At 35.9% G+C, this 25,195-nt stretch carries 28 protein-coding genes and 1 pseudogene; 12 read left to right on the forward strand and 17 right to left on the reverse strand.

Translation table 11 applies throughout. The annotated features are described in order from the left end of the window. Positions 1-41 precede the first annotated feature (41 nt). Together OPR57_RS05015 and OPR57_RS05020 are read right to left on the reverse strand one after the other, a co-directional pair. On the reverse strand, positions 42-476 hold the full coding sequence (locus OPR57_RS05015; RefSeq protein WP_320157486.1) for an ankyrin repeat domain-containing protein: 435 nt from the start codon (positions 474-476) through the stop codon (positions 42-44). A gap of 287 nt (positions 477-763) precedes the next feature. Continuing rightward, positions 764-1,711: an IS110 family transposase gene (locus OPR57_RS05020; protein ID WP_265035888.1), complete on the reverse strand. Its 948-nt coding sequence runs from the start codon at positions 1,709-1,711 to the stop codon at positions 764-766. 44 nt (positions 1,712-1,755) lie between these two features. On the opposite strand from OPR57_RS05020, the gene OPR57_RS05030 reads away from it, so the two are divergent. Beyond that, on the forward strand, positions 1,756-2,454 hold the full coding sequence (locus OPR57_RS05030) for a tetratricopeptide repeat protein (protein WP_406831331.1): 699 nt from the start codon (positions 1,756-1,758) through the stop codon (positions 2,452-2,454). 23 nt (positions 2,455-2,477) lie between these two features. Then, on the forward strand, positions 2,478-2,948 hold the full coding sequence (locus tag OPR57_RS05035) for a tetratricopeptide repeat protein (RefSeq protein ID WP_265036066.1): 471 nt from the start codon (positions 2,478-2,480) through the stop codon (positions 2,946-2,948). Between the two features lie 37 nt (positions 2,949-2,985). On the opposite strand, the gene odhB is transcribed toward OPR57_RS05035, so the two are convergent. From odhB to OPR57_RS05085, 10 genes are all read right to left on the reverse strand, one after another. Beyond that, the gene (odhB, locus tag OPR57_RS05040) at positions 2,986-4,158 is read right to left on the reverse strand and encodes a 2-oxoglutarate dehydrogenase complex dihydrolipoyllysine-residue succinyltransferase (RefSeq protein WP_265036068.1); all 1,173 of its coding nucleotides are present in this window, start codon (positions 4,156-4,158) and stop codon (positions 2,986-2,988) included. 750 nt (positions 4,159-4,908) lie between these two features. Next, positions 4,909-5,694: a hypothetical protein gene (locus OPR57_RS05045; protein ID WP_265036070.1), complete on the reverse strand. Its 786-nt coding sequence runs from the start codon at positions 5,692-5,694 to the stop codon at positions 4,909-4,911. A gap of 65 nt (positions 5,695-5,759) precedes the next feature. Further along, on the reverse strand, positions 5,760-6,149 hold the full coding sequence (locus OPR57_RS05050; protein WP_265036072.1) for a phage tail protein: 390 nt from the start codon (positions 6,147-6,149) through the stop codon (positions 5,760-5,762). Then, on the reverse strand, positions 6,124-6,534 hold the full coding sequence (locus OPR57_RS05055; RefSeq protein WP_265036074.1) for a DUF3168 domain-containing protein: 411 nt from the start codon (positions 6,532-6,534) through the stop codon (positions 6,124-6,126). Before OPR57_RS05055 ends, OPR57_RS05050 begins: the two co-directional genes overlap by 26 nt. Further along, a complete protein-coding gene (locus OPR57_RS05060; RefSeq protein ID WP_265036075.1) occupies positions 6,497-6,670 on the reverse strand; it encodes a hypothetical protein in 174 nt (57 codons plus the stop codon). Before OPR57_RS05060 ends, OPR57_RS05055 begins: the two co-directional genes overlap by 38 nt. 7 nt (positions 6,671-6,677) lie before the next feature. Beyond that, a complete protein-coding gene (locus tag OPR57_RS05065; protein WP_265036077.1) occupies positions 6,678-7,226 on the reverse strand; it encodes a head-tail connector protein in 549 nt (182 codons plus the stop codon). Positions 7,227-7,362: 136 nt separating this feature from the next. Further along, positions 7,363-7,674: an ECH_0659 family protein gene (locus OPR57_RS05070; protein ID WP_265036079.1), complete on the reverse strand. Its 312-nt coding sequence runs from the start codon at positions 7,672-7,674 to the stop codon at positions 7,363-7,365. 292 nt (positions 7,675-7,966) lie between these two features. After that, positions 7,967-8,635 carry a hypothetical protein gene (locus OPR57_RS05075; protein ID WP_265036081.1) on the reverse strand — a complete coding sequence of 223 codons (669 nt, stop codon included), beginning with the start codon at positions 8,633-8,635 and terminating at the stop codon, positions 7,967-7,969. A gap of 195 nt (positions 8,636-8,830) precedes the next feature. Next, complete coding sequence (locus OPR57_RS05080; protein WP_265036083.1) at positions 8,831-9,778, reverse strand: IS110 family transposase; 948 nt, start codon at positions 9,776-9,778, stop codon at positions 8,831-8,833. Positions 9,779-10,004: 226 nt separating this feature from the next. Continuing rightward, on the reverse strand, positions 10,005-11,204 hold the full coding sequence (locus OPR57_RS05085; protein ID WP_265036086.1) for an ankyrin repeat domain-containing protein: 1,200 nt from the start codon (positions 11,202-11,204) through the stop codon (positions 10,005-10,007). A 151-nt stretch (positions 11,205-11,355) separates the two neighbouring features. Here OPR57_RS05085 and OPR57_RS05090 point away from each other — a divergent pair. Then, a pseudogene (locus tag OPR57_RS05090) lies at positions 11,356-12,167 on the forward strand (IS5 family transposase). 410 nt (positions 12,168-12,577) lie between these two features. Here OPR57_RS05090 and ygfZ read toward each other — a convergent pair. Continuing rightward, positions 12,578-13,384, reverse strand: coding sequence for a CAF17-like 4Fe-4S cluster assembly/insertion protein YgfZ (ygfZ, locus tag OPR57_RS05095; RefSeq protein WP_265036088.1), 807 nt, complete (start codon positions 13,382-13,384; stop codon positions 12,578-12,580). A gap of 183 nt (positions 13,385-13,567) precedes the next feature. On the opposite strand from ygfZ, the gene OPR57_RS05100 reads away from it, so the two are divergent. The 8 genes from OPR57_RS05100 to OPR57_RS05135 all read left to right on the forward strand — a co-directional run bounded on the left by OPR57_RS05100 (position 13,568) and on the right by OPR57_RS05135 (position 21,469). After that, complete coding sequence (locus tag OPR57_RS05100) at positions 13,568-13,849, forward strand: co-chaperone GroES (RefSeq protein ID WP_265037563.1); 282 nt, start codon at positions 13,568-13,570, stop codon at positions 13,847-13,849. 101 nt (positions 13,850-13,950) lie between these two features. Beyond that, on the forward strand, positions 13,951-15,600 hold the full coding sequence (gene groL, locus OPR57_RS05105) for a chaperonin GroEL (RefSeq protein ID WP_265036090.1): 1,650 nt from the start codon (positions 13,951-13,953) through the stop codon (positions 15,598-15,600). Positions 15,601-15,755: 155 nt separating this feature from the next. Beyond that, positions 15,756-15,887, forward strand: coding sequence for a hypothetical protein (locus OPR57_RS05110; protein WP_259346574.1), 132 nt, complete (start codon positions 15,756-15,758; stop codon positions 15,885-15,887). A 155-nt stretch (positions 15,888-16,042) separates the two neighbouring features. Continuing rightward, positions 16,043-16,546: a protein-disulfide reductase DsbD domain-containing protein gene (locus tag OPR57_RS05115; protein ID WP_265036093.1), complete on the forward strand. Its 504-nt coding sequence runs from the start codon at positions 16,043-16,045 to the stop codon at positions 16,544-16,546. A gap of 102 nt (positions 16,547-16,648) precedes the next feature. Further along, a complete protein-coding gene (locus OPR57_RS05120) occupies positions 16,649-16,849 on the forward strand; it encodes a hypothetical protein (protein WP_265036095.1) in 201 nt (66 codons plus the stop codon). A 206-nt stretch (positions 16,850-17,055) separates the two neighbouring features. Continuing rightward, on the forward strand, positions 17,056-18,399 hold the full coding sequence (locus tag OPR57_RS05125) for an alanine:cation symporter family protein (RefSeq protein WP_265036097.1): 1,344 nt from the start codon (positions 17,056-17,058) through the stop codon (positions 18,397-18,399). Positions 18,400-18,434: 35 nt separating this feature from the next. After that, positions 18,435-18,593 carry a hypothetical protein gene (locus OPR57_RS05130; RefSeq protein WP_153296804.1) on the forward strand — a complete coding sequence of 53 codons (159 nt, stop codon included), beginning with the start codon at positions 18,435-18,437 and terminating at the stop codon, positions 18,591-18,593. 152 nt (positions 18,594-18,745) lie between these two features. Continuing rightward, on the forward strand, positions 18,746-21,469 hold the full coding sequence (locus OPR57_RS05135; protein WP_265036099.1) for a hypothetical protein: 2,724 nt from the start codon (positions 18,746-18,748) through the stop codon (positions 21,467-21,469). Here the strand turns inward: OPR57_RS05135 and OPR57_RS05140 are convergent. Both OPR57_RS05140 and infA read right to left on the reverse strand, forming a co-directional pair. Continuing rightward, positions 21,461-22,057, reverse strand: a complete 597-nt coding sequence (locus OPR57_RS05140) for a Maf family nucleotide pyrophosphatase (protein ID WP_265036101.1) — start codon at positions 22,055-22,057, stop codon at positions 21,461-21,463. The two genes, OPR57_RS05135 and OPR57_RS05140, sit on opposite strands and share 9 nt — an antisense overlap. Next, complete coding sequence (infA, locus tag OPR57_RS05145) at positions 22,035-22,298, reverse strand: translation initiation factor IF-1 (protein WP_265036103.1); 264 nt, start codon at positions 22,296-22,298, stop codon at positions 22,035-22,037. The genes OPR57_RS05140 and infA overlap by 23 nt, the downstream gene beginning before the upstream one ends. A gap of 169 nt (positions 22,299-22,467) precedes the next feature. Here infA and OPR57_RS05150 point away from each other — a divergent pair, with 169 nt between their 5' ends. Then, a complete protein-coding gene (locus OPR57_RS05150) occupies positions 22,468-22,614 on the forward strand; it encodes a hypothetical protein (protein ID WP_265036105.1) in 147 nt (48 codons plus the stop codon). On the opposite strand, the gene OPR57_RS05155 is transcribed toward OPR57_RS05150, so the two are convergent. Next, complete coding sequence (locus OPR57_RS05155; protein ID WP_265036106.1) at positions 22,577-22,735, reverse strand: hypothetical protein; 159 nt, start codon at positions 22,733-22,735, stop codon at positions 22,577-22,579. The genes OPR57_RS05150 and OPR57_RS05155 overlap by 38 nt on opposite strands. Before the next feature lie 329 nt (positions 22,736-23,064). After that, positions 23,065-25,116, reverse strand: a complete 2,052-nt coding sequence (gene tkt, locus OPR57_RS05160; protein WP_265036108.1) for a transketolase — start codon at positions 25,114-25,116, stop codon at positions 23,065-23,067. Positions 25,117-25,195 lie beyond the last annotated feature (79 nt).

The following is a 25,195-nucleotide window of genomic DNA, read 5'->3' on the forward strand; positions in this document are numbered from 1 at the left end:
AGCTTTATTAGCTTTGGATGTTTATAATTGTAATGAATAGCTTAATCCAAGGGAGTTTTTCCTTCTCTATCTAGCAAATTAACACTTGCTTTTCTTTCGAGTAGAGGTTTCACTATTTCTGTATTTCTTTCCCTCATAACGGCATAATGCAAAGGAGTTCTTCTATAAAATTGATTTTGTACATTAACATTCGCTTCTTTTTTCAGTAGAAGCTCTACTATCTCTACATTGCCGAACCAAGCAGCATAATGCAAAGGTGTCATTTCAAGTTCACTTCGCACATTAACATTTGCATTGCTTGCTAGCAAGAACTTTACCATTTTTAAATTTTGTTCACCGACAGCAAAGTGTAAAGGAGTCATGTTGAGTCTATTTTTTACATCAATATTAGCCCCTATTTCCATTAAGAATCTTGCTAGCGTTTCATAACCATTTTTAACTGCTAGGTGCAATAAACTATAACTATCTTCACACAAAAAACCTGTAGATTGGTATTCTTTGAATATGTGATTTACATTGAAATTATTCTTTTTCCATTGAAAATATTGATCAGAACTATAAATATCAACTATGTTTTTTTAAAAATTTTTTATTTGTAGTTTTGCAACTTCATATGGGCAATAAAAACCCATTTGTTATAGAAACAGAATTTTGTATCAAACAGCCACCACAGCAATTTCTGCTTAAGTTAATGAATATGCGCTTTTAATGTGTGTGGACGCGCATATTCATTAACCAATTTCAGTTATTGCTATGTAAATTTTTAAATATGCAAATTAACTGCTTCTTTAAGCCTTGCATTAGCAATCACTATTATTTTACGCATTAGAGCTGTTATAGCCACCATCTTTTTCTTACCACTTTCAATAAGCTTAGAATAAAAGGCACCAAGTGCAGATTTGGACCTTGCAGCAGCCATGGCAGCTGTAAAAAGCTTTGAACGAACGTTACTTCTTCCACCTATAATCCTTCGGTAGCCAATAGCTTTACCACTTTCCTTAGGATGAGGCGCAACACCTGCAAGGCTTGCAATTTGCCTTTTATTTAAAGAACCAAGTTCCGGTATGAGACACAATAAACATTGAGAGGTTTTTCTACCTATTCCAGGGACTGTTTCAAGAATTTTTTGGCATCGTTGCAATTCAGGATTTTCATTGACTATTTTTTGTATAGCTTGATCAAGCTTTTCTACCTGGTTGTTGAGGAATTCAATAGCTTGTTGACAACTTTCCTTAATGTAATCATTTCCAGGAGTTTTTAGCCTATTCTTCTCTTGAACAAGCATTTTCGTAATATCGTCACGACGCTGACAAAGTGCAAACAAGGTGGTTTGTTCTTTTGAGATAGGTGTAAATAGCTGCAGATGTCCACAACGCTCAGAACCATATTGGGCAAGCGCTTTTGCATCAAGACTGTCGGTCTTTGCCAAAGTTCCATGAGATAGAATGAAGTTTTTAACTTGACGAGTATTAGCACGATGCACAGCAATGTTTCTATCAATAAGAAAATACAATAAGCCAAGCTCATAACCTCCTGTAGCTTCTAAAATTACCATGGAGTTGGGCAAGATATTTGAAAATTTTTGGTAGAATTGTTTCCAACCAACACAACTATTGTCAAATTTGATGACACCTTTTTGTTCATTAACTGCAGTAACAAATTCAAGTTTTCCGATATCAATGCCAATAAAATTTTGATAAGATGTAACCATAAAGAACCTCGAGAGTTTAAGTTAAAATTTAAGATTGTAAACGGGTGCATATATATGTCCCAAACAACTATTCAAACGTCTCGAAGGATAGGCTTGAGTACCTTGATATCTACGTATGTTATAATACTACCGTCTTACGGTCGCTCAAGCCTGGCGATAACCACATTTTTATAGAGTTATCTTCCTTCTTGCTTCTTTTTATATCACATTTCCAACTTACAACCGTTTATGGTGCTTTAGGTGATCCTCAGAAAGCAAAAGAGTTGCTTGAACAGGCTTTAGTAATTGACAAAGAACACTATGGGCCTGATCATTGCAAAGTTGCTGTTACACTAACAAACCTCGGTAACATTTATAGAGCTTTAGGTGACTGTCAGAAAGCAAGAGAGTTGCTTGAACGAGCTTTAGTAATTAAAGAGAAACATTATGAATCTGATCATTGCGAAGTTGCTATTACACTGGTAAACCTCGGTAACGCTTATTATGCCTTAGATTATCCTCAAAAGGCAAAAGAGTTGTTTGAACGAGCTTTAGCAATTAAAGAGAAACATTATGGCTCTGGTCATTTTCAAGTTGCTATAATACTAGGAAGTCTAGGTACCGCTTATTACGCTTTAGGTGATCCTCAGAAAGCAAAAGAGTTGTTTGAACAAGCTTTAGCAATTAAAGAGAAACATTATGAATCTGGTCATTTTCAAGTTGCTAAACTACTAACAAACTTAGGTGCTCCTATAGGGCTTTAGGTAACCTTCAGAAAGCAAAAGAGTTGCTTGAACGGGCTTTAGTAATTGATAAAGAACATTATGGACCTGATCATTGTGAAGTTGCTATTACGCTTACAAACCTAGGTGCCACTTATAGGGCATTAGGTAATTCTCAGAGGGCAAAAGAGTTGCTTGAACAAGCTTTAACGATTCAAGAAAAACATTATGGACCTGATCATTGCGAAGTTGCCAAGATACTGATAAACCTCGGTATTACCTGTTATGCTTTAGGTGACCCTCAAAAAGCACAAGTATCGTTTACACGAGCTTTACCTATCTTTAAGAAACATTATGGCCCTGATCACCCTGAAGTTGCTAAACTACTGGTAAACCTAAGCGACGCCTATGGTGCTCTAGGTAATCACAAGAAACAAAAGGAGTTGTTTGCACGGGCTTCATCTATCTTTACGAAACATTACGGCCCTGATCACCAGGAAGTTGTGAAACTATTGGCAGAATTGGATGACGTTTAGGTTTTTAGCAATGCTAAATTAACAACAACTCATTGAGCTACACTTCCAAAACTAACCTATTTGGATCTTCTATATAATTTTTTATTTTAACGAGGAAAGTTACTGCTCCTTTGCCATCAACTATTCTGTGGTCGTAAGAGAGGGCAATGTACATCATAGGTCTGATTTCTACTGCATTACCAACAGCAACTGGCCTATTTTGTATTGAATGCATTCCAAGTATTCCAGATTGCGGAGGATTTATTATCGGAGTAGAAAGGAGCGAACCGTATACTCCGCCGTTTGAGATAGTGAATGTTGCACCTTCCATTTCTGATACCTGTAACTTGCCTTCGCGAGCTTTTTTGCCAAGAGCAACTAAAGTCAACTCAATTTCTGCAAATGACATCTGATCAGCACTCTGAGTCACAGGTACAACAAGGCCTTTGTCAGTGCCAACAGCAACACCTATGTCATAGTAATGTTTATATATGATTTCATCACCTGAGATTTCAGCATTAATTTCAGGGATCTCTTTCAGTGCTTGCACTGCTGCCTTTATAAAAAACGACATAAAACCAAGTTTTATTCCATATTTTTTTTCAAAGGCGTCCTTATATTTTGTTCTTAGATCCATGACATTTTTCATGTCGATTTCATTGAACGTGGTCAGTATTGCAGCAGTATTTTGCGATGCTTTCAAACGAGTGGCAATTACTTGCCTTATTTTGCTCATTTTTACTCGTTCTTCTCTTCGCTCTCCACTCACTACACTTTTTGGCAATTCATATTGTTTTATTGCAGGCTGTTCAGCTTTGTTTATATGGCCTATTACATCTGCTTTTGTTATCCTATCTCCCATGCCAGTTCCTTTAACACTTTCTGCGCTGATTGCATTTTCCTCCATAATTTTACGAGCTGATGGAGCATCTTTTTTGGCAGAACTTTCGCTTTTATCTTCTTTTTTCACTTCTTCTATCATCTCCCCTACAGAAAGTTTCGCTAACAATTGATCAGGACTTATTACATCATCTTCTTTTATAAGAAATTCAGTTATTTGCCCTGAAGCTTCTGCAGTTAATTCGAGTGCTGTTTTGTCAGTTTCAATTTCAAAGATCAAGTCATCTACTTTTACTGCTTCTCCAATACCCTTCTTTATTTTTACTATACCTTCCGTAACTGACTCACCACCAAGAGTTTTTGGCGCTCTAATTTCTATAATTTTGCTCATAAAACAACTTCCGTATAAAACTTTCTATAGATTTATACATGAAAAGAGACATGTAATAAACTAATAAATTCATTGAGGCTCTTATCATTTAGAAGTGACAAACGGATAACATATTTCCAAATGTCATTCCAGCGCGTGATGCTAGGCCATAAAAATTCCTTGACAAGCTTCGCCAGCCCCCTTATCATGAAAATGAAGCTATTTCATTTAACTTCGCAATCTGTGCAGATTAAAACGACAAGAAAACTTGTATTTGGTGTACTATGCTTAATTTTTTGCACTATGTGCACTCTATGTCTTTATAAAACTTTTAGTAAACTCACTTTTACTCTATGGTTATACTACCTTGCCGCTATCCTGAACGGACAATGGCGTCAACTTAAGGAAAAATATAAGCGATAGTGTGTAAAACTTCTCTCTAAATTTTTTATCATTAAATTATCCAAAAAGTGCAATAAACAGCACTTTTGTTTCTATTTTATTGCAACAAAAAAGTTTAAAATGTGTCCTTTTTAGACGAGACGTGCAGAAAGGAAAAAATCTTATTCTACAAATTAAAAATACAATATACTCAAAAACTTTTCAGAAAATCCATAGGAGAGTTTGCTAATGGAGGCTCTTAAGTTGACGCCATTGCCTGAATGGATACAGATCGTAAGTTGTTTTACAAGGTATAGTAGTTTCTAAAATTTTATAACCCTAATTTGAATTAATAGACAGCAGAATCGAAAGATTATTACAAGGAAAAACCTACACAGATCGACCCTTTTGTGAATCTGCGTTTCTGCTTTCTTCAACTTGTTTTGCAAAAGATGTTTCCTGTTTCTGAAGTGGCTTAGCAATTTCACGCACAACGGCAGTAACTGCTGTTAAAAACGTTTTTAACAATGCACCTAAAGCTCCACCAACTGCTTCCCTGCCATATATATGAGCTTGCTTTTCGTTACCGTCAGCAGTTTCCCCTGCCCTCCTTCTTGGATCCATCCTATGAGCAATCACCGAAAACAACACTCCCCTGATTGAAGACTTCACTTTTTCCTTTGCTTCGTGGACATCCCCATCTTTTGCTGTTTCATGTCCATGACTTAAGTGTTTAGCGTTCATTAGCTCCTTTTGTTGCTGGGCAAACATGCTACTTAACACTTCTTCTATCGCTTGCTTCCTTCTTTTCTCTCTGACTCTTTTCATAGATTCTGATTTATCGCGAGTATGCTTTGTGGTTTCAAATTCTGCATCAATATCTTCAGACGCAGCCTGACTATATAAAGTCTCTATGAGCCTGTCTATGCTTCGCTTTATTTGCATAGTCCTTTCGTAACTATCCGAATTATCAATTCCTTCGTCGATCTGATTTAGAATATCCTCAAAAACTTTCAAATAGTCTTGAATATACTGTATTATGTATTGCTTATCTTCCTCTTTATGTTGTTCTTCTTGATTTTGCTGATTTTCATTTTCTAAACTTTTCTCTCTTTTATCATCGTTATTTTCTTCAATATCATCACCGTCTTCCTCGAAAAGGTCTTTGTCGTTCATGATTTTTTTTAATTTAGTTAAAATTCTCACCAGTTACTATTGTATATGAAAAAATTAAATTAACATTAATGAAAAGCGTTTACAACTTCAGCGCTAGCTAAAACGACAGTAAAGCTGTCAAAAGTAACAGGATCATAATACCTCTCATACAATTCAACTGAACACCTAAGCATTATCTTTTCCTTAGCATTAAAACTAATTTCATAATCATTATTAGAGTTTAGCATAGCAGAATTACGTAATAATTCATCAGCTAATACAGAGTCTAAAATTCCATTAATTTTTATCGTAATGTGTCTGCTTCCAGCAGAGTCCAATACTTTCCTCCAGCCAAAAGAAGAAATATCTTTCACCTCTTCTCTGTTATTACGCAAAGTAAACCTTAGGTTTCGTATATTATTTAACACAATAAAATTATTGTCATGATCTTTAATTTTTAGCTGTAATTTGCTCATTATCACCTCCTTTTATTAAAATATCAAAATTAATTGTTGAATGTAAAATTTCATCGTGCTGATCCATAGCACAATTACTTTCTAAAATGGCCTCATTATTAAAACCTTCAATGCTCTTAAGTATCAAGTTAATATGCCTTATAATGGCAAACATACTGCCTATATGATAGGTATATATGTCGCATGAAAATCTTGCCTTTGTAGCAAAATTGGACAGCATATGCAGGTTATTATAATTCACTACGCGTAATCTTAGGTAAGGAATGGTGACCTGTTTAGGTAAGTAGTCATAAATGTTAGTAACATATTTCCTTAAATCAGAGTTTGCTTTTAGTGCTTCATAAATGCTACTGTACAACTCGTTTATAGCTTGAATTTTTTTCATAATTAATCCTCACAGACACGGCTATTGCAATTTGCAGGCAATTTGCGTGGCAGATCCCAGTGTCTGGGCACTGGGATGACACCCTTCTGGTGGGCCCAAATCGCAATGTTCGTACAGATAAGTTCTTGGATGACAAGAAAGAGCTACAAAACAACTCGCAGTTCGCGAAACGGAGAATACACCTTCTTCACTTCAGACAAATGGCTACTTACCTCCGATTCACGATTTTTGTAAAGAGCAGAAACATGCCGCATAATACCTAGTTTTATCTGCTCAGGAATATTGTCATAGCCAGCCTCGTATACAACATCTGCTCTTATTGCATTCAAATAATTGAAAAACTCAACGTAGCCCCCTACATCACTAAAATAATACTTAAGTGTTCTTTTCTCTTGACCTTTAGATATCATTGCAGTAGCCAATACTATCTTACTCACAGGGCCATAGCTTAAATAGATCCTACGAGGTACATAATCTTCATATGAAACTTGCCATGTTTGCTTTACTAGTGACTTTTCCATATGCCACTCAGCATAATCAGTAGCCATAAAAATTAGATCTGAAATCAACTTATCATCCTGGTCGTTCTCAATACGTAAAAAAGATTTAACCTCTTCTAAAGTAACCGGAAAAGATTTAAGCTTAGATTTACGTTGCACAGATATTCTTGGTGAAGTAGATCTTATTGACATAATAACCCTCCTTTTTGATATAGCTAGAATAAGTAAGGTTTACCTCGTGACAGCGTGGGGCAAATCTTACTTACTTTAGCTATGCAGCTTGCATGCAACATTAAGTTAAATTGGCGCAGCAATAACTCTGAGTGCTTTATCGTATGAATATATTGAAAAGAGAACGTATTAAAGCTGTTTCTCCTTTTTTATTGATAAAATTTGAACTTATAGCATATTCAACTAGGCTAGATTTTAGTAGATTGACATTTTGAGAATGAATATTATTGAAGGTGGAGTTTAACTCTTTAGCAACCAGACTGCGAAATTTTTGCACACTGTAATATGCGATATTTTCAAGTTCATGTGCAAATTTATCTTGAGCTATAGTTGTTATATCTTCAATTTCCTTATTAAACTCCTCCAGCTTTTTTCCATTACTCTTAGAGTTTTTCGTAAAAGTTTTCATATCAATTAAACTCAACTACTATCATAATTATAATGACAATAAAAAACTACCAAAGTAAAAAATTCACACTACTGTGTAACTCATAACTGTACGAACATTGCAATTTGGGCCTACCAGGAGGGCAATGCCTCTTATCCAAGTACCCTCTCTTCTTGTCATCCCAGTGCTTGACACTGGGATGACAAAAAAAGGAGCACTGGGATAACATCATCCTTTTTTGGGGATTTCAGTGCAGCTACTTGCATCTGCCACCTGCAAACTGCAATGTTTGTACAGATGTAGGTGCTAAGTTTTACAAACACCGTTGTGCTGAACCTTGAATATCCACTTCTTTCAATTCAGTGGTAGGTTTTGGTTCAGCGATGGGTTTTGATATTGCGTATGTAACGCTACCAGCTATCAGTGCAGATACCACAGAAGCTGCAACTATTAATAGAGCAGACAATCCGGAAGCAATACTAAGAACACCTACTACTAACATAGCTGCAAGGCTCGCATAGGCAACTCTTGGGGAAAATTGTCTTTTTCCTACTTTTTCTAGTGACACTTCATTTGTTTTAGTTTTTGTTTTGCATAATTCACCCTTAAGTGTTGTGTTTTCACTTTCTAGATCTTGTATTTCTTGTCTTAGTGATTCATTCTCTTTATTGAATTCTTTCAACTTAGTCTCATGTTCAACTATGCAACTTTTTGATTCTGCTAGTTCCTTTTGCGCTTTTTCTAACAACACTTTTGTTTTAGAATGCTTATTTTCGTTTTCTTCTAATTCGCTATTAAGTGTTGTATTTTTACTTTCTAGATCTTGTATTTGTTGTTTTAGTGATTGTTTTTCTTTCTGTTCATTCTTTAGTTGAGCACGTAATTCTTTTAACTTAACTTTACGTTTTTTAACCCTTTCTGCTTCTTCTGGAGTTTCCGTTGCATTGTATGTTTCGGAATGGGAAGAAGTACTAGGTATCAACTATGTTTTTTTAAAAATTTTTTATTTGTAGTTTTGCAACTTCATATGGGCAATAAAAACCCATTTGTTATAGAAACAGAATTTTGTATCAAACAGCCACCACAGCAATTTCTGCTTAAGTTAATGAATATGCGCTTTTAATGTGTGTGGACGCGCATATTCATTAACCAATTTCAGTTATTGCTATGTAAATTTTTAAATATGCAAATTAACTGCTTCTTTAAGCCTTGCATTAGCAATCACTATTATTTTACGCATTAGAGCTGTTATAGCCACCATCTTTTTCTTACCACTTTCAATAAGCTTAGAATAAAAGGCACCAAGTGCAGATTTGGACCTTGCAGCAGCCATGGCAGCTGTAAAAAGCTTTGAACGAACGTTACTTCTTCCACCTATAATCCTTCGGTAGCCAATAGCTTTACCACTTTCCTTAGGATGAGGCGCAACACCTGCAAGGCTTGCAATTTGCCTTTTATTTAAAGAACCAAGTTCCGGTATGAGACACAATAAACATTGAGAGGTTTTTCTACCTATTCCAGGGACTGTTTCAAGAATTTTTTGGCATCGTTGCAATTCAGGATTTTCATTGACTATTTTTTGTATAGCTTGATCAAGCTTTTCTACCTGGTTGTTGAGGAATTCAATAGCTTGTTGACAACTTTCCTTAATGTAATCATTTCCAGGAGTTTTTAGCCTATTCTTCTCTTGAACAAGCATTTTCGTAATATCGTCACGACGCTGACAAAGTGCAAACAAGGTGGTTTGTTCTTTTGAGATAGATGTAAATAGCTGCAGATGTCCACAACGCTCAGAACCATATTGGGCAAGCGCTTTTGCATCAAGACTGTCGGTCTTTGCCAAAGTTCCATGAGATAGAATGAAGTTTTTAACTTGACGAGTATTAGCACGATGCACAGCAATGTTTCTATCAATAAGAAAATACAATAAGCCAAGCTCATAACCTCCTGTAGCTTCTAAAATTACCATGGAGTTGGGCAAGATATTTGAAAATTTTTGGTAGAATTGTTTCCAACCAACACAACTATTGTCAAATTTGATGACACCTTTTTGTTCATTAACTGCAGTAACAAATTCAAGTTTTCCGATATCAATGCCAATAAAATTTTGATAAGATGTAACCATAAAGAACCTCGAGAGTTTAAGTTAAAATTTAAGATTGTAAACGGGTGCATATATATGTCCCAAACAACTATTCAAACGTCTCGAAGGATAGGCTTGAGTACCTTGATATCTACGTATGTTATAATACTACCGTCTTACGGTCGCTCAAGCCTGGCGATAACCACATTTTTATAGAGTTATCTTCCTTCTTGCTTCTTTTTATATCACATTTCCAACTTACAACGGCCTAAGATAGCTGACCATACATACCGTTTAGTCTATCTATTAGGCCTTCATCCTTTATCAATGAGCGATCTGCTCCATATTTCATCAAAAGGTTGGCTGATTCTTTTTTGTCATTTGCAAGAGCGTAACATAATGGAGTATACTCAGCTTTATCTTGTGCATTAACATTTGCTCCACCTTCTACTAGATACTCTGCAATCTCTACACAACCATATGCAGCAGCATAATGTAAAGGGGTCAGTCCATCTTTATCCTGTACATCAATTTTTGCTCCACATTTTACCAAAAGTTCCACTGATTCTTTATTGTTTCTTGCAGCAGCACGATGTAAAAAAGTCAATCCATTTTCATCTTGTGCATCAATGTCTTCTCCATTTTCTAATATAGATTGGCCTAAAGCTTCAGATCCATCTCCATCAAAACATATTCCACTGTCGTCACTACTACTTTTATTTAAAAAGGTCTGTTCACCATTATGTATAGTATACTGCTCTAGATGTTGATCGTGCAAGTAATCTTGTTCTATGCGCTTCTGATTATTGGCAAATCTTTGTTCTGCCTCTTGCAACTTTTGCGCCACAGCATCTCTTTTAGCCAGTTCTCTTTCTAATGTATCATCTACTTTGTTTATATTGTTTTCATTATTGTTCTCTTTCTGACGTCCTTCCAATACTCGCACTCTTTCCACTACTGATGCTTTCGTATTCTCATTATCTCTTGTCAAAGAACTTGCTGCCTCTAACATTTTTATTATAGCCTTTTTATCTTTTACATCGCCGACAATATCCCTTGGAGTTCGGCCTTGACTATCTTTTAGTGAAGGATTTGCGTTATTGTTCAATAAAAGCTGAACTATCTCTTGATGACCATGCGAAGCAGCAATGTGCAAAGCAGTGAATTTAGAATTAACATCACCCGACATTTGTTCATCAACTTTTACTTTCTTTTCTAGTAGGAGTTTTACTATTGGTACACTGTTACATTCCACAGCAAGATGTAACAACATACAATTTACAGTTTTGTCTGAATCTTGTATCATGAATAGCTTATCTATCTTCAAATTGTTATAAGTGCTATATACTCCTGAGTTTACATCTTTTAGCTCACTCCCTATTCTTTCAAGTAAATTATTCTCATTTAAACCTTCATTCTTGCTTACCTCATTTATTATTTCAAAAAATTTTTCCTTTTTTATTGCCATAACCTTTCCTCTCAATTTATTTATTATTGCTGAACAGTCTCACAAAAAAGTTAAGTTTGTCGAAATTCCATGTTTGATCTAAAAATTAGTCATAAACATTAGACTTCTTTCAAAATTGTTAGAGGGAGTGTAAGATGAAGTATTTGAAAGCATGAAATATAAGGAAATAGAAAAGTTAGAAGGAGAAAAGTTTCGACGTTTAACAGGGGTAAAAAAAGCAACATTTGAGCGAATGGTAGAAATTCTAGAAGTGGAGGATAAAAGAAAAAAAGCTAGAAGTGGAAGAAAAAGTAAACTTTGCATAGAAGACAGGCTACTTATGGCACTGGAATATATAAGAGAATATCGTACATATTTTCATATTGGGCAAAGCTATGGCATGAGTGAAAGTAACAGTTTTAAAATAATAAGATGGGTAGAAGACATATTAATAAAACATCCAGATTTTGCATTACCAGGAAAAAAAGAGCTATTAAAGAGTGATGTAGAATATGAAGTTTTAGTAATAGACGGAACTGAAACGCCAGTAGAGAGACCAAAAAAAAGCAAAAGCCCTTCTACTCTGGAAAGAAAAAAAGGCATACTATAAAAACACAAATAGTAACAGAGAAGAAGAGTAGAAAAGTCATATGCACATCTTTCTCGAATGGTAGAAAACACGGATGTTTAGAGAATCAAAGGTAGCAGTATTGCCGCAAACTAAAATCTTAGCTGATGCCGGCTACAGGGGAATGCAGAAGATACACAAAAATGTTGTATTACCGCACAGGAAAACGAAAAAGAATCCGTTAAGCAAAGAACAAAAAAAAGAGAACAGGGCACTTATGAGCCAAAGGGCAATTGTTGAAAACGTAATTGAAAAGGTTTAAAATCATCTCGGACAGGTATAGAAACCGACGAAAACGTTTTGGTTTAAGGTTTAATTTGATTGCTGCAATTCACAATTTTGAGCTCCCTACATGAATTTTGAAAGAAGTCTATTGGCGTTTTTTATTCTAAACGCTGCAATTTAGCTGCTTTTAAATGCAACTAACCTAAATTATAAACGTTAAGAAATTTACTGAGCGGAAAAAAAGGCAAAGAAACCCTAGGGTAGCTAGTATTCAAATTCTCCCTTGTCTATTTGACGTCTTTTACTGTCTTAAACGCTTTATAAGCGCGTTTCGGCTTGTATAGGTAGAAACCTAAAAGTTTTATAAAGACATGAGGTGCACATAGTGCAAAAAATTAAGCATGATTTACGCCAAATACATTAAGTTTTTTTGTCATTAATCCACTGCAGAGATTGCGAAGATAAATAAATAGCTTCAGTTTCATGATAAGGGCGCTGGCGAAGGGTGTCAAGCAAGTTTTTCGTTTCTATATGCGCTACCTTAAGACTTCAACGTCTTAACGCACCTGACCCCATCGACATATAAATTTGCATGACTTTTTTGAGTATTAAGCAATGCAAGTCCAATGTTGTCTACACTAGAGCGCAGTTCCCCTATTTCCTCATTGTTTTCATTTGTAACTTTAGTGCCAATATCTGGAAGTGCGTTATCTCCCTCAACAAGGTAAAGTTTTCTTCTGAATATTTCTTGTCTGCTCATTCGATTTACAACTTCCTGACCTATATAACACCCCTTATTAAAGCTTATACCGTTTACCTTATCGATTAAAAATTGCAGCGGAAACGATGAATTCTGCACCATATCTTTCGCTCCATCTGGAACGAGATTTTGAATTCTAACTTTTTCATACTGAGTAAAATCCCCAACCGGCTCTTTTATTTCATCTTTATGTATGATCCTCATTCCTAGCAGCTTGTGCCTTGGATCTTGAAAAATAACTTGTGACTTACCACTACACTCCGCCAACTTAGTATTAAACAAAACTCCAACCTTATATAGTGCGCTAACGTCTTTAATCTTCACTCTCAAATAAGTTTTAAGCAAATCTAGTTTCTCGATTATTTGCTGCAAATGCATGTTTTCGCACTCCAAGAGGGTGTATTTACCATATTCAATAAGAAAAAAATCATATAGATATTTTCCCTGAGGGCTAAGCAATAAAGAGTAAATGGCTTTTTGGCTATCCAACTTATTAATATCATTGGTTATAATACCCTGCAGAAAATCTCTAGTATCAGGCCCATATAGCACTATCACACCACGACTTAAGAATGGTATATAACTCATGAAATCTCTATAAATAAATCTAAATTCTATTATATAACATTAGGCTCTTTTAGAAACTGCTTTTGGCGTGCATATTTTATATGGTGTGCATATTTTACAAGCTCCAGCCCTTGAAATCTAACTTACGAGTATATATATAAACTTATAAGTTAATTTGTTGATGAGGAAAAACAAATGTCAAGTATAAGTTTAAATGTATTAGATGATAGCGTGCTGATCAAGCCTATTAGCGAAGAAAAGCAAGGTGGAATTGTGCTTCCATCAAGTGCTGAAGAGAAACCTACTAAAGGTGAAGTTATAGCAGTTGGTGAAGGTTCACGCAATTCAAGTGGCGAACGCGTAACTTTAACTGTGAAAGCTGGTGATAAAGTGTTCTATCGTCAATGGGCTGGTACAGAAATAGAACATAATGATGAAAAGCTTATCGTGATGAAAGAGTCCGATATACTTGCTGTCATTAAGTAGCAGTCTTTATTTTTACTAAACTAAAACAAAGCGCAACATAACGCATTGTAAATGGTTTTATTATAGTTTTCTAAATTTTTTATTAACAAGAGGTGATAAAAATGACTAATGTAGTAGTATCAGGTGAGCAGTTGCAAGAAGCCTTTCGTGAAGTCGCAGCAATAGTGGATTCAACGGTAGCAATAACTGCGGGACCTAGAGGAAAAACGGTAGGGATTAATAAGCCCTATGGAGCACCAGAAATTACAAAAGATGGTTATAAGGTGATGAAGGGTATCAAGCCTGAAAAACCATTAAACGCTGCGATAGCAAGCATCTTTGCACAGAGTTGTTCTCAATGTAACGACAAAGTTGGTGATGGTACAACAACGTGCTCAATACTAACTAGCAATATGATAATGGAAGCTTCAAAATCAATTGCTGCTGGAAACGATCGTGTTGGTATTAAAAACGGAATACAGAAGGCAAAAGATGTAATATTAAAGGAAATTGCGTCAATGTCTCGTACAATTTCTCTAGAGAAAATAGACGAAGTGGCACAAGTTGCAATAATCTCTGCAAATGGTGATAAGGATATAGGTAACAGTATCGCTGATTCCGTGAAAAAAGTTGGAAAAGAGGGTGTAATAACTGTTGAAGAGAGTAAAGGTTCAAAAGAGTTAGAAGTTGAGCTGACTACTGGCATGCAATTTGATCGCGGTTATCTCTCTCCGTATTTTATTACAAATAATGAAAAAATGATCGTGGAGCTTGATAATCCTTATCTATTAATTACAGAGAAAAAATTAAATATTATTCAACCTTTACTTCCTATTCTTGAAGCTATTGTTAAATCTGGTAAACCTTTGGTTATTATTGCAGAGGATATCGAAGGTGAAGCATTAAGCACTTTAGTTATCAATAAATTGCGTGGTGGTTTAAAAGTTGCTGCAGTAAAAGCTCCAGGTTTTGGTGACAGAAGAAAGGAGATGCTTGAAGATATAGCAACTTTGACTGGTGCTAAGTATGTCATAAAAGATGAACTTGGAATCAAGATGCAAGATCTCACGCTTGATGATCTTGGTACGGCTAAAAATGTTAAAATTACTAAAGATAATACCACAGTTGTCAGCGAAAATAGCGATTCTGACAGTGTGAAAGCTAGAATCGAGCAGATCAAATCTCAAATTGAAACTTCAACTTCTGATTATGATAAAGAAAAGCTAAGAGAGCGTTTAGCGAAATTATCAGGTGGTGTTGCTGTGCTCAAAGTTGGTGGAGCAACTGAAGTGGAAGTTAAAGAACGTAGAGATAGAGTCGAAGATGCGCTGCATGCAACAAGAGCTGCAATTGAAGAAGGTATAGTTCCAGGTGGTGGAGTTGCGCTTCTTTATGCTTCATCTGCACTTGATAAGTTAAAAGGTGCAAGTGACGAAGAGCAAATAGGCATAAACATTATCAAGAAAGTTCTCAGTGCTCCAATTAGAAGGTTAGTCAAAAATGCTGGTCTTGAATCTGCTGTTATAATTGACTATTTGATTAAGCAGAATGATAAAGAGCTTATATACAACGTTGAGGCTATGAATTATGCTAATGCATTTACAGCTGGTGTGATTGATCCAGCAAAAGTGGTGCGTATTGCTTTTGAAACAGCGGTATCTGTTGCGAGTGTGCTGATAACTACTGAATCTATGATAGTTGATGTACCAAGCAAAGAAAATGCTTCATCTCCTATGGGTGCAGGAGAAATGAGTGGCATGGGTGGATTCTAAGTAGAATGAAACCGTGGAGCAATTGCTCCACGGTAGTTCCAAAAAATCTCACATTTTACTGTTCGTTAGATGATGTCATTCCAGTGCTTGACACTGGAATCCATCCTTTCCATAATCATCAAAACATTGTATTTTAACAAAAAACAGCTATTTTTATGCTTGCCAACTTAATAAAATTCCTGGATCCCAGTGTAAAGCACTGGGATGACACCCTCCTGATGGGCCAAAATCACAATGTTCGTACAGTTGTGGATTCATTCGCGGTATCTCGGCATAGATTCCGCTAACAAGTAGCGGGATGACGAATTTGTCGTTTTTCAGATTGTCGTAAGTCAGTTTAGCTATAGCATAATGCTATATTAATAAATAATCTATATAATGCTATTAAATATAATAATTAAAATCTAAATCACTTTCTCTATAAAAGGAGAAATTTACCTTAATGAAAATACATATATATTTAATATTGTTTTTATTTTTTTCTTGCACTCAACTATATGCTGACGAGGAAATTGCAAAATTTGATTTACTTATTGGCGAGATAAATGAAGCAAGCCTCACTCTTAAAGGTGCAATAAGGGTTACAGTAGAACCAGGCTGGCACATATATTATAAAGATCCTGGAGATTTCGGTTTTCCCACTTCTTTTGATTGCAAGGGTAACACATTAAACATAGATATTTACTGGCCTACTCCAAAAAAACATAGAGATAAAGTAGGAAGAGAGATATTTATCAGTAACGTATATGAGGACATGGTATTATTTCCCTTTAAGATGAATATGTTTTCAAATCAGGGGTATATTGACCTTAACTTCCATATAAATTATGCGATATGTAAAGATAGGTGCATCCCTAAAAATGCTGAGATAAAAATCAAACAGCCACTAAAGGATTTTATAGATTCTGATATCAATAAACTTATAAATGAGTGGTATGAAAAATAGGGTTCTCATGGGGTAGGTGTCATTCCAGTGCGTGACACTGGAATCTCATTTACTTTTTTGTTCACTATGTGAGGAACTTGGGCCTACAAGTATATAAACATAATGATTTCACATAAAAAATTTAGATCCCAGTGTCACGCACTAACTGTACAAACATTGAGATATAAGAGTAATTTGTACCAAGAAAAAAGATGTCATCCCAGTGCCTGGGCACTGGGATCCAGATTGGACACTAAGTTGGTGAGTATAAAAGTAGCTAACCTTATGTTAAAACACAATATTTTTGGTGAGGGGTTGCATTAAAAGATGGATTCCAGTGTCAAGCACTGGAATGACATCGTTTTAACATTGTACCATATTACAATGTTCGTACAGTTATGTGTCACGCACTGGGATGACAAGAAAAGGTTTCTAGAATGACAGGAACGAAGTCATACATAGAAAATAGGTTAGGTATTTTCAACTTTTGTATGTATACTTAGATCAAAACACTCACTTTTAGTATGTAAATGGATATAGTAAAGTTTGTTTTATTACTGCCAACAATATTACTCATGCTAGTTGCTGGTGTTTACCTGTCGGTTAAACTAAAATGGCTACAGATATTTAGATTGCCGTACGCCCTTTCACTCATTGGAGTTAAAAGAGGAGAAAATAAATTTTCTTCTATAGCCGCCCTGTTTACAATCTTAGGGGGAAATTTAGGAGTAGGAAATATTTCAGGAACTGCTGTTGCTCTAAAAACCGGAGGACCGGGCTCTATTTTATGGATGGCAATAATTATTGTTATCACTTCTGTGATAAAATATGTCACTTGTTATCTAAGTATAAAAACCAGAAAGGAAAAGAACGGACGGTTTATAGGTGGCCCTATAGCCTACATGGCTGATGCATTTAACTCTAGAAAAGCTACAATTGTGTTTCTAGTTGTTATGATAATGGTTTCAATAACAGTTGGTAACCTTGTTCAGGTAAATTCTCTATCAATACCACTTAACATGATAGATGTGCCTGTAGTCATTGGTGGCATTGTAATGGCCATAATATTTTTTGTTGTTGCAGTTCTCAGCTTAAAAAAAATTAAAATTTTTATATCGGCTATGATACCGATAATGACGGTAAGTTACCTCATACTTTGCGGTATCATATTATTTAAGTTTAGTGAAAATATCCTTCCTTCTCTAAAACTAATAACAAGCAGTTTTTTTACAACTAGTAGCTTTAACTCTGGTTTATCTCTAGGTTTGATTTTAGAAATGTTGACTATTATTCAAGTTGGAACTTTGCAAGGTATTTTTGCAACAGATATAGGGCTTGGCCTTGAAGGAATCGTGCACTCTTCAATTGTTCCTAAGAAAAATAACAATAAATTTATTATTGAACAGAGTCTAATCACAATAATATCGCCTTTTATAGTTGCATTCATAGTGTTCATTACAACGATGGTACTGCTTGTCACAGATTCTTGGGTCACTGATTTAGAGAGTACTAACATGTGCATATTTGCTTTTAGAAAAGCTATGAATTGGCCCTATATTGACTATTTAATTATGGCCATAATGTTTTGTTTTGCTTTCACTACTATTTTTACTTGGTTTTTTTGCTCAAAACAGACAATACGCTATGTGTCTATGGATAATAAATACACTAAAATCTGGACTGTAGTTTTTACCTTAATCATTCCACTTGGTGCAATAGGTAAAGTCCGGTTACTATGGGATGTTGCTGATATCTCGATTGCTGCTTTGTTGTTTATCAACATACTCGCTATACTCGAGCTAACCTCTCAAGATCCAGAAGTGTTTACTGTGAGTAGCAGATATTTGAAGTTGCAAAAACAGAGCTATAGCTAAAGCAATTTAGGCTATGCAGCTGTTGTGATATAAGAGTGATTTCCGCCAAGAAGGATGTCATCCCAGTGCCCAGACACTGGGATCCAGGAATCTTGATTGGCACTAAGTTAGTGAGTATAAAAGTAGCTAATCTTATGTTAAAACACAACATTTTTGATGGGGTTCGTGAAAGGCTGGATTCCAGACTGGAATGACAACTTAAATCGTTTGATGTTACCATAAAATAGCTTGTGTCATCACATTAGTAACACAACCTTCCTTAATAAAAATTCAACCAATGCCCGTAATAATCATATTAGCTAGTATTAGCTAGCACTAAAGGCAGAGGGTTATTAGTGAGGGATATATGGGCACTAACGATACACAACAAGAACACATTTATAATAAGCGCATTCAAGAAATTTTTTCTTTATTTAATGAAAGAAAAAAGGAAGACGACCCAATTTATAATGCTAGAGTTGATTTTAACACAGTAAAGTTTTTAACAGAACGCACCAATTGGGATTGGAACAAAGACAAAGATGAAGCATGTGGAGTTATTCTTCAGGAATGCGACAAGACAAACAAAGCTAGACAAGAGCTTGAAGATAAAGCTAAAGAAGAGTTGAATAAATATATTACTATTGCTAATAACATTAATGATGATGTTAAAGATAAAAAAGTTTCAATATATGGTAATCATGCAAGTATTACACTGGAGGATAACAAGAAAGAGTTCAAAATCAGCGAATTTTTAAACAGTGATTTTTGTCAGAAGAATGGAATCTCGGGGTTTTCAACGTTGCATAGTGATGGAAAGAGCGGAATGCATGGTTTTGTTGCCGAGGAAGGTGAAGGGAAAGAAAAGAGAAAAGTAAGACATTATGTCGTAACCGATGGTTCATATGAAATGACGCTAAATTGGTATGTGAATGGGGAAAAGTGTACTATCAAAATCAATATTGATAAAGATGGTGTAGAACTTATTGAAGGTAATGGCGTTACTGAAGATCAGCTAAAAGCAAATAAAGACGTAAAAATAGGTGGTTTATTCTTGCATAAAATAGAATTCGGAAAAAAAGGAAAAGCACAAGAGAGTGAAGTGCAACATAACACGTCATCATTTGAAACTACAATAAGAAGAGATGTTAAGAGAGATGTTAAGAGAGATGTTAGCATTCAAGCTACTGATATAACTCGAAAAAAAGAAGATCACCATTCACATTTTGGACCACAATCTAACATCAGAAGGCAGTCTTACGATAGCGGAATTGGAAAAGATTTTGACGATAAAATTAATTCTCAGGAGGCTAAAGAAAAGCGTGAGCTTAGACAAGCAGCACGAAAAGCAAATTCGGGAGGTCAAGTTTATAACCTCCAATCGCTTTTTGAGGAGAATCCTCAGAACAAAAAAACTCCTCCACAAGTACCAACTAGAACTAGTTCACTACCACCTGAAAAAGATGTTTTCAATGAGCAAGGGAGAAGCAAACTTGGAAGCCAAAAACCAGATGACTTGCGCGAAAATGAGCAAACACCTAATAATCAGCAAAAAGGTGAGCATCAGCCAACCACTGTATCAAGTGGAAACAACTACGGATTCCCATCTTCTGATCCTTCGGATTTCACCAAATCCGTAAGCCACAATCAAGATAATAGGCAAAAAGATGAACGGTATTACAATCCTACATTTGCTACATTTGAACATGCTGTACCTGGAAGCCAAAAACCAGATAGAAGTGAGCAAACACCTAATGATCAGCAACAACCTAAAACCCAGCAACAAGAAGGAAATAGCAAAGGCGATCTGTTACAAGACATCAGAAATTTCAAGAAAAACAACTTACGGCACATTGATGTTGATGATAGAGAAGCATCAATTGCAGGAAGTAGAAAAAATAACCTATCACCGTTAGAGACATTAAAGGACAGAATTCCTTATTCACCTTCTCCAGATAACAGTGATAACCAAGATGCTAGTGATGCTAAGTGGAAAGAAAGTGAACAGCCGCTCTCTGCTACAGCACTCAATAATAAAAGTGACTCGGGCTATTCATCTCAAATTCATGCTCAACCTCAAGTAGATCCTGAACAGCCAAAGAGGAGCTTAGAGAACATTGAACAAAGTGATCAAACTCCACCTGAAAATCTTCTTAAGGAAATCAGAGATAGATCACAGCAGGATAATAGAGGATTAAGGCAAGTTGATTCTACTGATAAACTGTCACAAGATAAAGAAGATGAATTGCAAAAAGACGATTTAGCAGATGTAAAAATAGTCGAAGGTCCAACTGTTAGTGTCTCTGCTTCAACACCAAATAGTATAAGTGATTCAGGCTATATATCTCCAACTAATAGTGATAGTAAATCTCAAACAGATTTAAAACAGGTAGGAAGGAAATTAGAAGAATATATTAGACAAAGTAATCTAACTCTATTTGAAGAACTTAAAAATACATTAGGTCAAGAAAATCTCGGGTTAAAACCAGCTGATCAGAGTCAGATTAGCGAAGAAACTAAAAAACGCTTGAGAGAAGTTGGGTTGCTAAAAGACAGCTCAACAGACATAAAAGCAAACGATTCGGGCTATTCATCTCCAACTCATGCCAATCATGAACAATCTCAAGTAAATCCTGGACAGTTAAAAGCGAGCCTCATGAATGTTGAACAAAGAGATGACACTCTACTTACAGAATTTACCAGTAAGTTGGATAAAGAAACTCAGAAGTTCCCACTAAAACCGGTGGATCAGAAAGAAATGAGCGAACAAACCAAAGAACGTTTATCAGAAGCTGGATTGCTAAAGGACGGCTTAGCAGATGTACAAACAGTGGCAGAACAAAAAAATGCTGATACTAATCTGACTATAGATAACAGTAGTAATCTATATAAATTATTAGAGAAAGATGAAGCACAACTGAAAGCTGGAGTAATAGAAGAAGAAAGAGGAGATACTTTAACAGAACACACTGATGGTTATGATCGCAATAGAATTGCATTAGCTAACAGAAATAAAAGACCACTAGATTGGGCTAAACAGGTTGCTGAGTCACAACAAAAAAAAGATACTAATAAAGGTATTTCAATATAAATTGAAGTTAAAATAATTACTTAGCAAACAATAGGTTTCGTGTAACGGCAATCCGATGACGGAAGAATAGGAGCCGCGTAAGAACAATACGAACATTCCAGCTAGGCCTTGTATATTGCATCCCCCTGCCCTATTTTTCCACTCTTCTGATGCTAAATAATACTTAATTTCTTGTTCACTGAGACGTTTAAATTTCACTATTGTAACCACAGTCCTAATATGTTGTTTGGATTGATCGGGAGTTAATAGACATACACTGGTATATACTCTATGCCTTCTTCCTGATAACAAGCGGATACATTTTTCTGCTTGCTCAACGTTTTCAGCTTTGAGCAATATCCTTCTACCACAAGCAACAACTGTATCAATACCAAGCACAAAGTAATTTGGATTTGAGCTTTGTATTTTCTCCGCTTTACTTTTTGCCATACGGATTGAGTAATCCTTCGGAAGTTCCTTTTTTAAAGGGGCTTCATCTATATCTGCTGGCAAAATTAAACCTGGCTCAATGTTTATTTGTTTTAGTAAAGCTATACGCCTTTTCGATGATGAAGCAAGAATAAGATTATTTAGAGATCGTTCTGTCACTTGTACCTTTAAGCCTTCTAATGATCCTACCCTTTCTCGCATTCCTATCGTAAATGCTCATCTCAACTAACACCCTATCCCCTATAATGATGCGTATTTTACTTCTTCTCACTTTCCCTGATACATGACAGATAATTTCATGTTCATTGTCCAGTTTCACTCTAAATTCTGCTGCAGGTAGTAAAGCAGTTATTGCCCCTTCCACTTCAAAAATTGTTTTCGATTTCTCGTCTTTTATCATATGTTATATTATAATTTAATAATCTTTTTTAGTCTACTATAGATTTTAAATTATTATCAACACAAAAGACCTTTTGCGGTATCCGTTCAGCGGAGTGGCAGAATAAAGGTAGACAAGGTGATCTAAAAGATAATCATAGAGTAAAAGTGAGTTTACAACAAATGGTGTCATGCAAGTAGCTGACACTGGTTCTTTTATGACGGCAGTGCCCGGAGGCAGTGCCCAGACTACTTGGATCCAGGAAAAAGAATGGTGTCATCCGAGTAGCCCCTTCGGTGTCATCCCAGTGCTTGACACTGGGATCCAGGAATTTTGATTGGACACTGGGTTGGTAAGCATAAAAGTGTTATGTAAAATACAACGTTCTTGATGGAATTACGGCAAGGCTGGATCCCAGTGTCAAGCACTGGGATGACACCATTTGTTGTGTTTAACAAAGTTCATACTTAGCTTTATGTTAGCTATAAACATTAAGAAATTTACTAAACAGAAAAAAAGGCAAAAGAAAACCTAGGGTAGCTAATTATTCACTATCCATTTTTTAAGTTGGCGTTTTTTAATGTTTTAAATGCTTTATAAGCGTATTTCAGCTTATGTAGATAAAAACCTAGAAATTTGATAAAGACATAGAGTGCACATAGTGCAGAAAATTAAACATGAGACGCCAGATACGTTGAGTTTTTTTGTCATTTAATCTGTACAGAGAAGATAAATAAATAGCTTCAGTTTGATGATAAGGGGGCTGGCGGAGGGTGTCAAGTAGTTTCTATTGAATATATACAGTGGAATGATAAAATTCACACACACATTTTACCACATGATCTGCGCTGATATTAAAATGCTCATAAAGTGTTTTATAAGGTGCTGATTCTCCGAAGCTTTTCATGCCAATAAATATACCGTTTGAACCTATATATTTATGCCAACCCATTTCACTTCCGGATTCAATTGCAACTTTAATGCTGTCATTATTTAATATTGCCGCTTTATATTCATCGCTTTGCTCGTCAAAAAGCCTCCAGCATGGCATAGAAACAATCCTTGTACCTATACCCTTTTCCTGCAATTTCTTCCCTGCTTCAACTGCAATTTCAACCTCGGACCCCGTAGCAAATATCGTCACTTTTAATTCTTTTGAACATTCACACAAAATATATGCACCAAACTTCGATAGATTAGCAGATTGATCGATATCAGAATGCATGTAACTTACGTTTTGCCTTGAAAGCGCAAACAGTGCTGGAGATTCTTTCTTTTCGAGTGCAATACTAACACACTCCAGAGTTTCAACTGCATCGGCTGGCCTAAAAACATATAGATTTGGTATAGCACGCAAAGAAGCTAAATGCTCTATTGGCTGATGAGTTGGGCCATCTTCTCCCACTCCAATTGAGTCGTGAGTCATTACATAGATAACCTGCTTCTTCATCAGAGCTGAAAGACGTATAGCAGGACGACAATAGTCGGAAAATACCAAAAAAGTGCCGCCATAAGGAAGAATCGCGCCGTGAAGTGCCATACCATTCATACATGCTGCCATAGCGTGCTCTCTCACTCCATAGTGGACATAAGAACCACTATAATTATTACTATCTATTACCTGCATGTGCTTATATTTAGTGCAATTTGACCCAGTAAGATCAGCAGAACCGCCGATTAATTCCGGCATAGACTCAGTTAAAAGTTCCATTACTCTGCCAAAAGAAGATCGAGTAGCTTCGTTTGGCATTGTCTCGTGTATTTGTTTCTTCAAGTTAGCCAAAACACTATCGATATTATCTGGTAGGCGTTTATCTAACCGTCTTTGAAGTTCTACATGATACCCTGTCATCCCAGCATTCTCTTCTGTCATCCCAGTGCTTGACACTGGGATCCATTCTTTTTCTTCTTTCCTGGATTCCAGCGTCACGCACTGGAATGACATCGTGTAGTTTTGTTTTGCTCTCTCAACAGTTTTCTTCCAGGCATTTTTCACATCTTCTGGTACATGGAATGGTTCATAACTCCAGTTTAATTTCTCTCTCATCTGTTTGATGTCTTCCTCCGAAAAAGCACCACTGTGAGCAGAGGATGTGCCAGCACGGCTTGAAAACTTTCCGATAATGGTTTTGCAGCAGATCATTGTAGGTTTATCAGACTTTTTTGCTTGCTCTATTGCAAAGGATATGGCATCAAAATCATGGCCATCAATTTTGTCAACATTCCATCCATACGCTAAGAAGCGTTTCTCTACATCATCAGAGCAGGAAAGGCAAGTAGCGCCATCTATAGAGATATCATTATCATCAAAAAGAGCTATGAGCTTATTCAATTTAAGATGCCCAGCAAGTGATGCTACCTCATGGCTTATTCCTTCCATAAGACAGCCATCCCCTAGCATCACGTAAGTGTAGTGATTGATTCTGAATTGCTTTTTAAGGATTGATTCAGCAAGTGCCATGCCAACAGCAGCGGCAAACCCCTGACCGAGAGGGCCTGTTGTTGCCTCTACCCCGGAAGTCAAGCCGAACTCTGGATGACCTGGGGTTTTGGATCCCATTTGCCTGAAATTCTTTAGCTCATCTATGCTAATATAACCTGTCAAATATAATATTGAATATAGTAACATTGACCCATGGCCGTTTGATAAAACAAAGCGATCTCTATTGAACCATTGAGAATTATCAGGATTATGATTCAGATATTTAGCAAACAAAACAGTTGCAACATCTGCCATGCCAAGTGGCATACCTGGGTGTCCAGAGTTTGCTTTTTGTACTGCATCAATTGATAAAAAACGGATGGCGTTTGCCATAGATTCCAAAGGTAGATGATTCATAGAAAAACTTAAAAATAAAGTATAAAAGATTATATCAGCAAAAACAAGTTGACACTGAGTGCTAAAATCCTTAATAATC

It is taken from the genome of Wolbachia endosymbiont (group A) of Anomoia purmunda (assembly GCF_947251545.1).
In the GTDB taxonomy this organism is placed as follows: domain Bacteria; phylum Pseudomonadota; class Alphaproteobacteria; order Rickettsiales; family Anaplasmataceae; genus Wolbachia.

Bases quoted from the DNA above. Each gene is read 5' to 3' on its own strand.
- OPR57_RS05150 (WP_265036105.1), top strand. From the start codon at position 22,468: ATGCAAGTAGCTGACACTGGTTCTTTTATGACGGCAGTGCCCGGAGGC.
- OPR57_RS05125 (WP_265036097.1), top strand. From the start codon at position 17,056: ATGGATATAGTAAAGTTTGTTTTATTACTGCCAACAATATTACTCATG.
- tkt (WP_265036108.1), bottom strand. From the start codon at position 25,116: ATGAATCATCTACCTTTGGAATCTATGGCAAACGCCATCCGTTTTTTA.
- infA (WP_265036103.1), bottom strand. From the start codon at position 22,298: ATGATAAAAGACGAGAAATCGAAAACAATTTTTGAAGTGGAAGGGGCA.
- OPR57_RS05110 (WP_259346574.1), top strand. From the start codon at position 15,756: ATGCTTGCCAACTTAATAAAATTCCTGGATCCCAGTGTAAAGCACTGG.
- OPR57_RS05065 (WP_265036077.1), bottom strand. From the start codon at position 7,226: ATGTCAATAAGATCTACTTCACCAAGAATATCTGTGCAACGTAAATCT.
- groL (WP_265036090.1), top strand. From the start codon at position 13,951: ATGACTAATGTAGTAGTATCAGGTGAGCAGTTGCAAGAAGCCTTTCGT.
- OPR57_RS05080 (WP_265036083.1), bottom strand. From the start codon at position 9,778: ATGGTTACATCTTATCAAAATTTTATTGGCATTGATATCGGAAAACTT.
- OPR57_RS05055 (WP_265036074.1), bottom strand. From the start codon at position 6,534: ATGAAAAAAATTCAAGCTATAAACGAGTTGTACAGTAGCATTTATGAA.
- OPR57_RS05120 (WP_265036095.1), top strand. From the start codon at position 16,649: ATGATTTCACATAAAAAATTTAGATCCCAGTGTCACGCACTAACTGTA.
- OPR57_RS05135 (WP_265036099.1), top strand. From the start codon at position 18,746: ATGGGCACTAACGATACACAACAAGAACACATTTATAATAAGCGCATT.
- OPR57_RS05050 (WP_265036072.1), bottom strand. From the start codon at position 6,149: ATGAGCAAATTACAGCTAAAAATTAAAGATCATGACAATAATTTTATT.
- OPR57_RS05020 (WP_265035888.1), bottom strand. From the start codon at position 1,711: ATGGTTACATCTTATCAAAATTTTATTGGCATTGATATCGGAAAACTT.
- odhB (WP_265036068.1), bottom strand. From the start codon at position 4,158: ATGAGCAAAATTATAGAAATTAGAGCGCCAAAAACTCTTGGTGGTGAG.
- OPR57_RS05045 (WP_265036070.1), bottom strand. From the start codon at position 5,694: ATGAACGACAAAGACCTTTTCGAGGAAGACGGTGATGATATTGAAGAA.
- OPR57_RS05115 (WP_265036093.1), top strand. From the start codon at position 16,043: ATGAAAATACATATATATTTAATATTGTTTTTATTTTTTTCTTGCACT.
- OPR57_RS05085 (WP_265036086.1), bottom strand. From the start codon at position 11,204: ATGGCAATAAAAAAGGAAAAATTTTTTGAAATAATAAATGAGGTAAGC.
- OPR57_RS05070 (WP_265036079.1), bottom strand. From the start codon at position 7,674: ATGAAAACTTTTACGAAAAACTCTAAGAGTAATGGAAAAAAGCTGGAG.
- ygfZ (WP_265036088.1), bottom strand. From the start codon at position 13,384: ATGAGTTATATACCATTCTTAAGTCGTGGTGTGATAGTGCTATATGGG.